Genomic DNA, 12,514 nt, shown 5'->3' on the forward strand with positions numbered 1-12,514 from the left:
TCGTCGACGGCCTTGCGGCCCTCGGCGGGGGCGAGGTCGAAGAGGTAGGGCGGGTTGGCGGTGGCCTCGACGAAGGCCTGAGCGGCGGGCTCCAGCACCGGCGTGACGGGCGTGAAGGCTTCGGACATGCGAGTCTCCTGGGATTGCGTGAGGCACACCGGGCGATCCGGCGCCGCCGCGGTTCACCGTAGGAGCGCCGTACGCCGGGCAGTTGCCCCCCAGCGCACGCCCACCGGCCCCGCAGCGCACGCGCCCACCGGCCCGGCAGCACACGCGCGGACACCGGTGCGCTGCGGGGCCGGTGCGCTGCGGGGCCGGTGCGAGTGCGCGCACGGGACACACCGCGGCCGGGAGCGGATCTAGCGTGACGGCTCGACGGTCGCGGCTCGCCTCCGATTCGACGGCGAAATGACAGGCCGGCACCGCAATTCCATCCCGGAAGGGGTCCCGAAAGCGTGTCCTCCATGCCGGTCGGCGGTCTGGTTCCCCAGGCCGTCGACGATCCCGCAGAGCTCGTCGTGCGCAACGCGAAAATCCACACCGGTGATCCGGGCCGCCCGCATGCGGGGGCGCTCGCCGTCCGGGACGGCATGGTCACGGTCGTCGGCGACGACAAGGACGTGGCCCCGTACATCGGCCCGGCCACCAAGGTCGTGGACGCGCTCGGGCGACGGGTGATCCCGGGCCTCAACGACGCCCATCTGCACGTGATCCGCGGCGGGCTCAACTACGTGCTGGAGCTGCGCTGGGACGGCGTGCCCACGCTGCGCCAGAGCCTCGCGATGCTCCGCGAGCAGGCCGCGCGGACCCCGAAGGGCCAGTGGGTGCGGGTGGTGGGCGGCTGGTCGGCGGAACAGTTCGCGGAACGGCGGCTGCCGACCGTCGCCGAGCTGAACGCCGCCGCCCCGGACACCCCGGTGTTCGTCCTGCACCTGTACCAGTCGGCCGTCCTCAACCGGGCGGCGCTGAAGGCCGCCGGATTCGACAAGGACACCCCCGACCCGCGGGGCGGCCAGATCGTGCGCGGCCGGGACGGGGAGCCGACGGGCATGCTGCTGGCCGCGCCCAGCGCCCTCATCCTCTACTCGACGCTGGCCAAGGCGCCGGTCCTGGACGAGGCGCACCGCAAGACCTCGACCCGGCACTTCCTGCGCGAGCTGAACCGCTTCGGGCTGACCTCGGCGATCGACGCGGCCGGCGGCTTCCAGAACTTCCCCGAGAACTACAGCACCGTCGTCGAGCTGGCCGAGGCCGGTGAGCTGTCGCTGCGCATCGCCTACCACCTCTTCCCGCAGACCGCGGGCCAGGAGGTGGCCGACCTCACCCGCTGGATCGAGATGGCGGACTACGGCGACGGCGACGAGTGGCTGCGCCTCAACGGCGCGGGCGAGAACCTCACCTGGGCGGCGGCCGACTTCGAGAACTTCAACCAGCCTCGTCCCGAACACGACGACTACGAGCCGGAGTTCGAGAAGGCGGTGCGTCTTCTCATGGAGAACGGCTGGGGGTTCCGGCTGCACGCCACGTACGACGAGACGATCCGCCGGGATCTCGCGGTCTTCGAGAAGCTGGCCGCCGAGGGTCTCTTCCCGGCCGGGAACCGGTGGTTGTTCGACCACGCGGAGACCGTGTCGGCCGAGAGCCTCGACCGGGTGGCCGCGCTCGGCGGTGCGATGTCCGTGCAGAACCGGCTGTCCTTCCAGGGCGAGGCCTTCCTGCGCCGCTACGGCCCCGGTGCCGCGGCCGACGCGCCGCCGATCCGGGAGATGCTGGACCGCGGGCTGGCCGTGGCCGCCGGCACCGACGCCACCCGGGTCTCCAGCTACAACCCGTGGGTCGCCCTGCACTGGCTGATCAGCGGCCGCAACGTCGGCGACCTGGTGCTCCGTCACCCGTCCAACCGGGTCGACCGGCAGACGGCCCTGCGCATGTTCACCCGGGCCGGCGCCGAACTGACGGGCGAGGAGGGGGTCAAGGGCGTCCTGCGCCCGGGGTTCTACGCGGACCTCGCGATCCTCTCCGACGACTACTTCACCGTGCCCGAACCGGAGATCGCCCACATCGAGTCGCTGCTCACGGTCACCGGCGGCCGGATCGTCTACGCCGCAGGCGAGTACGAGGGCCTCGACGAGGAGCTGCCGGCCATCACCCCCGAGTGGAGCCCGGTGGCGCACTTCGGCGGCTACCAGCCCACAGGCGTACGCCAGGCACACGCCTTGGCAGAGGCGGCAGCGGAGTCCGCCCTCCACCGCGAGTGGCGCATCCGCCGCGGCCTGCTAGCGGTTACCGACGGCCCCTTCCCGACAGACCCCTGCTTCGGCGCGCCCCTTTAGGGGCGCGGGGAACTGCGCGACCAGCCCCCACGCGCCGGCACTCGCCCGACGGCCGATCCCGCCACCCCATTAGGCACTTTCACCCCCTGTAACCACAAAAGAAAGGCATCCCATGCCCGACATCACCACCGTCACCGCCACCCCCGGCCCCGCCCTCCTCACTCCCGACAACTGCGCAGTCCTCTTCGTCGACCACCAGCCGCAGATGTTCTTCGGCACCGGCAGCGGCGACCGCACCGCGATCGTCAACTCCACCCTGGGCCTGGCCAAGGCCGCCAGGGCGTTCGGCGTACCGGTCGTGCTCAGCACGGTCGCCGCCGAGTCGTTCTCCGGCCCGATCATGCCGCAGCTCGCGGACGTCTTCCCGGGCCAGAAGATCATCGACCGCACCACGATGAACGCCTGGGAGGACGAGGCGTTCGTCGAGGCCGTCAGGGCGACCGGCCGCGAGAAGCTCGTCATAGCCGGTCTGTGGACCGAGGTGTGCGTGGTCCTGCCGGTGCTCTCGGCCATCGCCCAGGGGTACGAGGTCTACGTGGTCGCCGACGCGTCCGGCGGTGTCACCCCGCAGGCCCACGAGCACGCCGTGCAGCGGATGGTCCAGGCCGGCGCCGCGCCGGTCACCTGGGTCCAGGTGCTCCTGGAGCTCCAGCGCGACTGGGCCCGTACGGAGACGTACGAGGCGGTCACGAACGTGGTCAAGGAGCACGGCGGCGCCTACGGCCTCGGCCTGGTCTACGCCCAGACCATGATCGGCGCGCACGCGGCCGGCTGACCGGACGTGACTCACCAAGTCGGGAACAGGCGGGAACAGGCAGGAAGACATGGATGATGCTGGGCTGCTGATCCTCCGGCTGCTGGCGGGGCTCCTCATCGCCGGCCACGGAGTGCAGAAGGTGAGCTTCCACCTCGGAGGCAAGGGCCTGGTGGGCGGAACGGAGGAGTTCCGGCACGACGGTTTCCGCGGCGGCCTGCTGACCGCCGTCGTCGCGGGCGGCAGCCAGATCGGCGCCGGCCTGTTCCTGGCCGCCGGGCTGCTCACCCCGCTGGCCGCGATGGCCGCGACGGGCGTGATGACGGTCGCCGGGACGGTCAAGTGGCCCAAGGGCCTGTGGGTGCAGAACGACGGGTACGAGTATCCGCTGGTCCTCGTCGTCGTCTCGGTGGCCCTGTCCCTCACCGGGCCCGGCCGGTGGTCCGTCGACCACGCGCTGGGCCTCACCCCGTGGCCGCTGTGGCTCGTCCTCGCGGCGATCGTGATCGGTCCCACGAGCGGTCTGCTCACCCGCGCGGTGCTGCACCGCGCCCCCACCATCGCGGCGGAAGGAGCATCCCGTGCGCAGGCTGCTGACTGACGCGCTCCACACCCTGGTACCGCCCCGGGACGACCGGCACGGCCCGCTGCCTCCCCTGCTGTTGACGCTGACGGTGGTCACCGGGCTGGTGGACGCGGTGAGTTACCTGTCCCTCGGGCATGTCTTCGTCGCCAACATGACCGGCAACGTGGTGTTCCTGGGCTTCGCGCTGGCGGGCGCCGTGAACCTGTCCGCTCTCGCCTCCGTCGTCGCGCTGGCCGCGTTCCTGGCCGGGGCGCTGGCCGGCGGGCGGCTGGGCACCCGGTTCGCCGCCCACCGCGGGCACCTGCTGAAGACGGCGACGGCCCTGCAGACCGTGCTGGTCGCCGTCACGGTGGTGGCCGCCGCGGTCGGCGGCGGCCGGGTCGGCACCGGGGTGCAGTACACGCTGATCGTGTTCCTCGGACTCGCCATGGGCCTGCAGAACGCGGTCGCCCGGCGCCTCGGCGTCCCCGACATGACCACGACCGTGCTGACGTTGACCCTGACGGGCCTGGCCGCGGACTCCGGTCCGGCGGGCGGTGCCGCACCCAGGCCCGGCCGCCGGATCCTGTCCGTCCTGGCCATGCTGCTCGGCGCGCTCGTCGGAACCGCGCTCCTGCTCCACGGCCATCTGGTGCTCACCCTGGGCCTGGCCCTGCTGCTCCTGTTCGTCACCTCCCTGACGACGCACCGCCTGGCCGGCGGCGACCCCGCCTGGACCCGGTCGGGAGCGGCATGACGACCGACACCGCCACCGAGTCCCCGTGGGCGCCCCTCGCGGCACGCGTCTTCCGGGCACTGTGGATCGCCCAGCTGGTCTCCAACATCGGCAGCTGGATGCAGACGGTCGGCGCCCAGTGGCTGCTGGTCGGGGACAGCGCCGCGCTGGTGACCCTCGTACAGACCGCGTCCAGCCTGCCCGTCGTCCTCCTCGCACTGCCCTCCGGGGTGGTCGCCGACCGGTTCGACCGGCGGGTGGTGCTGGTGACCGCGCAGTTCGCGATGCTCGCGGTGTCCGGAGCGCTGGCCGTGCTCGCGTTCCTGGACGCGCTGTCGCCGACGGCACTGCTGGCCCTGACCTTCCTGCTGGGCTGCGGCACCGCGCTGATGGGCCCGGCCTGGCAGGCGATCCAGCCGGAGCTGGTGGAGCGGGAGCGGCTCGGGCAGGCGGCGGCGCTGGGCGCGGTGAACATGAACCTGGCCCGTGCCGTCGGCCCGGCGCTCGGCGGCGCGGTGGTCGCGGCGGCTGGCGCGGGCTGGGTCTTCGCGTTCAACGCGGCGTCCTACCTGGGCATCGCGGCCGTCCTGCTGCTGTGGCGGCGCCCCGCCGCCGCCGCCGTCCCGCCCGCCGGGAACGAGGGGCTGCTGGCCGCCCTGTACGCCGGCCGCCGCTACGTCTGGAACGCGCCCGGCGTCCGCCGGATCCTGCTGCGCACGCTCCTGTTCATCCCCGGCGGCGCCGCCCTGTGGGCCCTGCTGCCGCTGACCGCGAGCCGCTCCCTCGGCCTCGGCTCGGGCGGCTACGGACTGCTCCTCGGGGCGGTGGGCATCGGCGCGGTCGGCGGTGCCTTCCTGCTCCCCCGCGCCCGTCGCCTGCTGGGCGCCAACGGCACCCTCGCGGCCGGCGCCCTGGTGTTCGCCGGGGTGCTCGCGGTGCTGGCCACGGTCCATGTGCCGTGGCTGGTCGCGCTCGCCCTGCTGCCCGCGGGCCTCGCCTGGATCGCCGTGCTCTCCACGCTCAACGCGGCCGTGCAGACCCGGCTCCCCGGCTGGGTCAGGGCCCGCGGACTCGCCGTCTACCTGCTGGTCTTCCAGGGCGGTCAGGCGCTGGCCGCGCCCCTGTGGGGTGCGGTGGCCGACTGGCTCGGGCTGAGCGCCTGTCTGCTGATCGCCGGCGGCGCGATGCTGCTGAGCGCGGCCAGCGTACGGCTGTGGCCGCTGCGGGATGCCGAGGGCATCGACCCCGCGCCCTCCGACCACTGGCCGACGCCTCCCCTGGTGTTCGAACCCGGGGAGGCCGACGGCCCGGTCCTGGTCTCCGTCGTCTACCGCGTCCCGGCGGACCGGCAGGCCGAGTTCACGGACCGCATGCACCGCGTGGCGCGCTCCCGGCGCCGTACCGGAGCCCTGTCCTGGGGCCTCTACCAGGACGGCCACGACCCCGAGCGCTTCGTCGAGAACTACCTGGTCTCCTCCTGGGCGGAGCACCAGGCCCAGCACCACGTGCGGCTGACGGCCACCGACCGCCGGTTCGAGGAGGAGGCCCGCGCGCTGCTCACCCCGGGCACCGCGCCCGAGGTGACCCATGCATTCGACACGACGGCGGGACCGGCGATACGGCGGCCCTGAGGCTCAGGGGTGGGTCCGGAGCCACTGCAGGACGTCGGGGGTGACCAGGTCGATGAGTCGGCGAATCCCTCGTGCCGCTGCGGATTCCTTTCATTTCGTTGCGGTGCGGCGACCGCGCGGGTGCGCGACCGCGCGGGTGCGATCTCTGATCGAGATGACTGACATCCCGAACCATCGCCTTGAAGGGGGAAGCATGATGGGTGCCGGAGCGCTCGTGCATGACGAGAGCAACACCTCCTGTGAGGAAGGTCCCGTGTCCGAGATGTCGTCGTCCGAAATACGCTCCCCGCGCCGGGAGGCCGCCGCCGAGGCTGCCGACGGGGTGCCCGGCTGGCTGATCGCGCTGTTCGCCGTCGCCTCCGGCATGACGGTCGCGAACCTGTACTACGCCCAGCCCCTGCTGTCCGAGCTGCGCGGTGTCTTCCACATCAGCGAGGCCACCGCGGGTCTGCTGATCACGCTCACCCAGGTCGGCTACGTGATCGGCATGATCTTCCTGGTGCCGCTCGGCGACCGGCTGGAGAAGCGGAGCCTGGTCACCGCACTCCTGACGGTCACCACGCTCGCCCTGGTGGCGGCCGGTCTCGCAACCGGGTTCCCGATGCTGCTGATCGCCTCGCTGGTCAGCGGGGCCACCTCCGTGGTGGCGCAGATCCTGGTCCCGTTCGCCGCGAGCCTGGCACCCGACCACGCCCGGGGCCGGGTGGTGGGCCGGGTGATGAGCGGGCTGCTCACCGGCATCCTGCTGTCCCGCACGCTCAGCAGCCTGGTCTCCAGCGTCGCCGGCTGGCGGGTCGTCTACCTCGGCTCGGCCGTCCTGATGGCCCTGCTGGGCGTGGCCCTGCGGCTGGCCCTCCCCCAGCACGCGCCCACCACCTCCGTGCCGTACCTCCACGTGCTGCGCTCCACGGCGGCGCTGGTCCGCACGCACCCGGCGCTGGTGCGCCGGGGCCTCTACCAGGCCGCGATGTTCGGTGCCTTCAGCGCCTTCTGGACCACCGTCTCCTACGTCCTGACCGGGCCCGACTTCCGCTACTCGGCCGTCGGGGTCGGAGTGTTCGCGCTGGTCGGCGCGGCCGGTGCGGCCGTCGCGCCGTTCGCCGGGCACTGGGCCGACCGCGGGCTGACCCGGCGGATGACCGGTGCCGCGTTCGGCGTCGCCGCGGTGGCCTTCGCGATCGCCGGGTTCGGCCAGCACAGCGTCATCCTGATCGGGCTCGCGGCCGTCGCGCTCGACATGGCCGTGCAGACCAGCCTGATCCTCGGCCAGCACACCGTCTACCAACTCGATCCCCTCGCCCGGGCCCGCCTGAACAGCGCCTTCATCGCGATCTTCTTCATCGGCGGCGCCCTCGGCTCCCAGCTCGGTTCGATCGCCTACCGGTCCGGCGGCTGGAGCGCGGTCAGCATGTTCGGGGCCGCCCTGCCGGTGCTGGGCCTGCTGTACTGGCTCACCGAGCGCCGGACCGGCGCGAAGCGCTCGGCGTAGGACCGCCGGAGCCACCGACGATAGGGCGCCGCGGCGGCCGGCCCGCGTCCGTGCGTGCACGGCGACCGGTCCCAGAGGGAACCCGGTGCGGTCCCGGAGGGAACCCGGTGCGCTCAGGGGTGCCGGCCGGGGCGCTCCCGGGCAACGCCTCCCCCGCCACCGCGCCTAGCGTCACTCGCGTATCCAGCCGCATCGGACATCCGCCAGGAGGCGCACCGTGACCACCAGCTCCGAGCCCGGGAAGGCCCTGCAGCACAGCCAGCCGTGGCTGCACCAGAAGGGCGAGGTCATCCAGGAGTTCGGGACCGTCAAGCAGTTCCCCCTCGGTCTCTCGTACGAGACGCGGATGTACTCCAGCCAGCGTCTGAACCGGGTCCTGGCGGACACGCAGATCCTTTACGGCCTCTACAAGAAGCATCACTGGCTGCTGCGCGGCGCGACCTTCTACCAGCTGCACCTGCTGCTGGACAAGCACGCGGGCGAACAGCTGGCCCTCGTCGACACGCTCGCCGAGCGGGTCCAGACCCTGGGCGGGGTCGCGGTGGGCGACCCACGGCACGTCGCCGAGATCACCTCGGTCCCGCGTCCGCCGGACGGCGTCGAGGAGGTCCCGGCGATGCTCTCGCGGCTCCTGGAGGCCCACGAGACGATCCTGGTCGACGCGCACGACGCGGCCGCCCGGGCCGCCGGGACGGGCGACGACGGCACCAACGACCTGCTGGTCTCGCAGGTGATCCGGACCGGGGAGCTGCAGGCCTGGTTCCTGGCGGAGCACCTGGTCGACACTCCCCTGGTCCGCGCCTGAGAGAACCCGGGAGCAGCGGCCGCCTGCCTAGGATGCGGCGGAGATCCCCGCCGTACCGAGGCGGGCGCCGTGCCACCGGGAGCAGCTCATGGACCTGCGGCAGATGGAAGTCGTGGTCGCCGTGGCGGACGCGGGCGGGTTCACGGCGGCCGCCCGGCGGCTGCACGTGGTCCAGTCCGCCGTCTCCGGCACGGTCCGCGCCCTGGAACGCGAGCTGGGCACCCCGCTGTTCACCCGGACCACGCACCGGGTGGGGCTCACCCCGGCCGGTGAGGCGTTCGTCCCGGCGGCCCGGCAGGCCCTGCGCGCCGCCGAGCTGGCCCGCGAGGCGGTCGACGCGGCGAAGGGCGAGCTGCGCGGGCGGGTGACGGTCGGCACCATGCAGGGGGTCTGGGCGAACCTGCACCACGCGCTGGCCGCGCTGCGGGCCGAACACCCGCGGGTGGTGGTCCAGTTGCGGCAGGCGGCGGTCACCGACATCCGGCAGGCGCTGCGCGAGGGCACGGTGGACCTGGCGGTGGTGGCGCTGGACCGCCAGCAGCAGCGCGGTCTGGTGACCAGGCTGCTGGCCCGTGAGGAGATGGTTCTGGTGGCCTCTCCCCTGCGGAGTCTCACCACGAACGGTGCCGAGGGCACGGTCGACCTGGCCGACATCGCCGAGCTGCCGCAGGTGGAGTTCACCCCCGGCTGGGCGATCCGGGACGCGGCCGACCGCGCGTTCCGGGCGGCCGGCGTCGAACGCGCCACGACCTTCGAGGTCAACGACATCGTGGCCGCGTCCGAACTGGTCCGGGCCGATCTCGGCGTCTGCATCATGCCGCCGACCATCGCCGGCCGTTTCCCGGACCTGACGACCTATCGGTTCGCCCGACACGCGCCGAGCTGGAAGGTGATGGTGGTACGGCCGCCGGGGGAGCCCCCGGCGGCCGTCGCGGCGCTGCTGCGCCACCTCACCTGAATCGTGCTCTTCTCAGTCGAATCAGCCGGATCCGCCAAATCAGCCGAGTCAGTCGAACCGCAGGTCGGACAGCTGCCGTTCGAGGGCGCTGATCTCGTCCCCGGGCTCCGGATCGGCCGGCCGGGCGGCCATCAGGGCACCCAGTTCGCCGCCCGCCCGGCGGATGCGCGCGGGCAGCCCCTCGGCGTACGCGTCGCCGCCGGTCCCCCAGTCCTCGGACGCCGCGTACACGCCGGTGGGTACGACGACGGCGCGCAGGTGGGCGAAGAGCGGCCGCAGCGCGTGCTCCAGGACCAGGGAGTGCCGGGCCGTCCCGCCCGTCGCGGCGATCAGGACCGGTCTGCCGGTGAGGGCACCGGGGTCGATCAGGTCGAAGAACGACTTGAACAACCCGCTGTAGGACGCGCTGAACACGGGGGTCACGGCGATCAGGCCGTCGGCTCCCGTCACCGCGTCGATGGCGGCGGCCAGCGGGGGCGGCGGGAATCCGGTGACGAGGTGGTTGGCGATGGCGACGGCCAGTTCGCGCAGCTCGACGACGCGGCTCTCCACCTCGTGGCCCCGCGGCCCGAGTTCGCCGTGGACGGCCTCGGCGAGCCGGTCCGCGAGCAGGCGGGTGCCGGACGGGGTGCTCAGTCCCGCCGAGACGGCGACGAGCCGCACCGGGCGGCCGCCGGCCGGGGCGATGGCGCTCATGCGGCGGCCTCCTGCCGGGCGGCGGCGACCAGGGAGGTGTGGGTCGGTGCCGCGGGCACGTCCGCCGGCCGCCCGGCCGCGAACTCCTTGCGCAGGACCGGTACGACCTCCTCGCCCAGGATGTCGAGCTGCTCAAGGACGGTCTTCAGCGGCAGCCCGGCGTGGTCCATCAGGAACAGCTGCCGCTGGTAGTCGCCGACCGACTCGCGGAAGGTCAGCGTCCGTTCGACGACCTGCTGCGGGGAGCCCACGGTCAGCGGGGTCTGCTCGGTGAAGTCCTCCAGGGACGGCCCGTGCCCGTAGACGGGCGCGTTGTCGAAGTAGGGCCGGAACTCCCGTACGGCGTCCTGGGAGTTCTTCCGCATGAACACCTGGCCGCCGAGCCCGACGATCGCCTCCTCGGGCCGGCCGTGGCCGTGGAAGGCGTACCGCCGCCGGTACAGCTGGACCATGCGCCGGGTGTGGTCGGCCGGCCAGAAGATGTTGTTGTGGAAGAAGCCGTCGCCGTAGAAGGCGGCCTGCTCCGCTATCTCGGGCGAGCGGATCGACCCGTGCCAGACGAACGGCGGTACGCCGTCCAGCGGGCGGGGGGTGGCGGTGAACCCCTGGAGCGGGGTGCGGAACGTCCCCTCCCAGTCGACGACGTCCTCGCGCCACAGGCGGCGCAGCAGGGCGTAGTTCTCCTTGGCGAGGTCGAGGCCCCGCCGGATGTCCTGCCCGAACCACGGGTAGACGGGGCCGGTGTTGCCGCGGCCCAGCATCAGGTCGACCCGGCCGTCGGCCAGGTGCTGGAGCATCGCGTAGTCCTCGGCGATCTTCACCGGGTCGTTGGTGGTGATCAGCGTCGTGGCGGTGGACAGGATCAGCTTCTCGGTGCGGGCGGCGATGTGGCCGAGCATCGTGGTCGGGGAGGAGGGCACGAACGGCGGGTTGTGGTGCTCGCCGGTCGCGAAGACGTCGAGGCCGACCTCCTCCGCCTTGAGGGCGATGGCGACCATGGCCTTGATGCGTTCGTGCTCCGAGGGAGTGCGTCCCGTGGTCGGGTCGGTCGTCACGTCACCGACCGTGAAGATTCCGAATTGCATGGGTTTGTCGTCTTCCGGTTCCGGCGAGTTGCGTCGCGCATGCGTGGGATGCGCCGAACGCTAGCCGTCGTCCTCCCGGCCGCCATGACCGTGCGCGCACCGGAACGGACCCTCCAGTGCCCTGCCACCGGGCCCTGGCGCTGTATGGCGCGACGCCGTGCGCGACGAGGCATGTCGACGGGCCGGGGCTGCCTACGTTCGGGGCCATGCAGCTTCGCAGAGTTCTTGCCGCCGCCGTGGTCGGCACCACGGCGCTCGCCACCACGATCACGAGCGCGGACGCGGCCCTCGCGGCCCGCCCGCCGCTCACGCCGACGTCCTTCGTCGCCCACCTCGACCTCGCCGCGGGACAGCAGCCCGAGAACCTCGCCCTCCTTCCGGGCGGCGCCGCCGCGGTCACCTTCGCCTTCTCCCGCCAGGTCGCGGTGATCGAGCGCACTGGCACGGTCCGCGTCCTCGCGACACTTCCCGCGCCGCCCGCGGACGCCCGCACCCCGGTCCTCGGATCCCCCTTCCTCGGCGGCATCGTCCAAGGCCCCGACCACACCCTGTACTTCCTCTACGCCACCGGCACCGCCGACCTCACCGGTGTCTGGCGGCTGCGTCCCGGCGGCAGCCCGGAGCGCATCGCGGCACTGCCCGCCGACGCGCTGCCCAACGGCCTGGCCCTGGACCGGTCGGCCGGGCAGCTGTACGCCGCCGACTCGGTGCTCGGCAGGATCTGGCGGATACCCGCGACCGGCGGATCCCCCGAGGTGTGGGCGACCGGCGCCGCCCTCGCCCCGGCCGGCTTCCTCGGAGCCAACGGCGTGAAGGTGCACGACGGAGCCGTGTGGGTGAGCAACCTCGACCACGGGACCCTGCTGCGCATCCCGGTCGGCCACGACGGCACCCCCGGCGCGGTCCGCACCGTCGCGACCGGCCTGACCGGCGTCGACGACTTCGCGTTCACGGGCCACGGCGACCAGCTCCTCGCGGCACTCAACGCCGGCAGCGAGGTGGCCCTGGTGTCCGGGAACGGCAGCCGCACCGTCGTCCTCGACCACACCGACGGCCTGCAGAACCCCACGTCCATCGCCGTCCGGAGCAACGAGGTGTACGTCGCCGACGCCGCCTACGTCACGCAACAGGACCCCAACCTCCTCACCACCCGCCTCCACTGCCCCGACCGAGGACATCCCATGAGCTCCCCCTCCCAACCCACTGCCGCCGAGGACGGCACCGGGGTCGTCACCACGGCGGCCACCGTCCACAACCAGCGGGGCGAACTGGTCCTGTCCGGCCAGCACAAGTACCTGCTGCGCCGCTGAGGAGGCAGGGCGCCCCGTAAGGGGCGCGGGGAACTGCGCGACCAGCCACGACGGCGCCGCGGTCGACAGGTCGCAGCACGTCCCGGATACGGCGGGGGCCGGGGGGGGGCCGGACCGCCCACCCCCCCCCCACCCCCACCGCGACACAAAGA

Annotated in this window: 11 protein-coding genes and 1 pseudogene; 9 read left to right on the forward strand and 3 right to left on the reverse strand. The window is 73.0% G+C overall.

The features are described 5' to 3' along the window. A pseudogene (locus ABZ887_RS49975) lies at positions 1-128 on the reverse strand (esterase); the annotation flags it as partial. A gap of 336 nt (positions 129-464) precedes the next feature. Between ABZ887_RS49975 and ABZ887_RS49980 the strand changes: the two are divergent. The 8 genes from ABZ887_RS49980 (at position 465) to ABZ887_RS50015 (ending at position 9,271) form a co-directional block, all read left to right on the forward strand. Then, positions 465-2,333 carry an amidohydrolase gene (locus ABZ887_RS49980; protein ID WP_361306215.1) on the forward strand — a complete coding sequence of 623 codons (1,869 nt, stop codon included), beginning with the start codon at positions 465-467 and terminating at the stop codon, positions 2,331-2,333. 112 nt (positions 2,334-2,445) lie between these two features. After that, positions 2,446-3,108 (forward strand): hydrolase, encoded by a 663-nt coding sequence (locus ABZ887_RS49985; protein ID WP_361306197.1) that lies wholly within the window; start codon positions 2,446-2,448, stop codon positions 3,106-3,108. A 49-nt stretch (positions 3,109-3,157) separates the two neighbouring features. Then, positions 3,158-3,688, forward strand: a complete 531-nt coding sequence (locus ABZ887_RS49990) for a DoxX family protein (RefSeq protein WP_361306199.1) — start codon at positions 3,158-3,160, stop codon at positions 3,686-3,688. Then, on the forward strand, positions 3,669-4,409 hold the full coding sequence (locus tag ABZ887_RS49995) for a YoaK family protein (RefSeq protein WP_361306201.1): 741 nt from the start codon (positions 3,669-3,671) through the stop codon (positions 4,407-4,409). Before ABZ887_RS49990 ends, ABZ887_RS49995 begins: the two co-directional genes overlap by 20 nt. Next, positions 4,406-6,019, forward strand: a complete 1,614-nt coding sequence (locus tag ABZ887_RS50000) for an MFS transporter (protein WP_361306203.1) — start codon at positions 4,406-4,408, stop codon at positions 6,017-6,019. Before ABZ887_RS49995 ends, ABZ887_RS50000 begins: the two co-directional genes overlap by 4 nt. A 262-nt stretch (positions 6,020-6,281) precedes the next feature. After that, the gene (locus ABZ887_RS50005) at positions 6,282-7,508 is read left to right on the forward strand and encodes an MFS transporter (protein WP_361306217.1); all 1,227 of its coding nucleotides are present in this window, start codon (positions 6,282-6,284) and stop codon (positions 7,506-7,508) included. A gap of 217 nt (positions 7,509-7,725) precedes the next feature. After that, the gene (locus tag ABZ887_RS50010) at positions 7,726-8,313 is read left to right on the forward strand and encodes a DNA starvation/stationary phase protection protein (RefSeq protein WP_361306205.1); all 588 of its coding nucleotides are present in this window, start codon (positions 7,726-7,728) and stop codon (positions 8,311-8,313) included. Positions 8,314-8,401: 88 nt separating this feature from the next. Next, a complete protein-coding gene (locus ABZ887_RS50015; RefSeq protein ID WP_361306207.1) occupies positions 8,402-9,271 on the forward strand; it encodes a LysR family transcriptional regulator in 870 nt (289 codons plus the stop codon). Positions 9,272-9,319: 48 nt separating this feature from the next. On the opposite strand, the gene ABZ887_RS50020 is transcribed toward ABZ887_RS50015, so the two are convergent. Then, entirely contained in the window at positions 9,320-9,967 is a 648-nt protein-coding gene (locus ABZ887_RS50020; protein WP_361306209.1) for an FMN reductase, read from the reverse strand. After that, complete coding sequence (locus ABZ887_RS50025) at positions 9,964-11,052, reverse strand: LLM class flavin-dependent oxidoreductase (protein WP_361306211.1); 1,089 nt, start codon at positions 11,050-11,052, stop codon at positions 9,964-9,966. The genes ABZ887_RS50020 and ABZ887_RS50025 overlap by 4 nt, the downstream gene beginning before the upstream one ends. Before the next feature lie 206 nt (positions 11,053-11,258). On the opposite strand from ABZ887_RS50025, the gene ABZ887_RS50030 reads away from it, so the two are divergent. Beyond that, the gene (locus ABZ887_RS50030) at positions 11,259-12,362 is read left to right on the forward strand and encodes a hypothetical protein (RefSeq protein WP_361306213.1); all 1,104 of its coding nucleotides are present in this window, start codon (positions 11,259-11,261) and stop codon (positions 12,360-12,362) included. Positions 12,363-12,514 lie beyond the last annotated feature (152 nt).

The organism is Streptomyces sp. NPDC047061, from assembly GCF_040643955.1.
Lineage (GTDB): Bacteria > Actinomycetota > Actinomycetes > Streptomycetales > Streptomycetaceae > Streptomyces.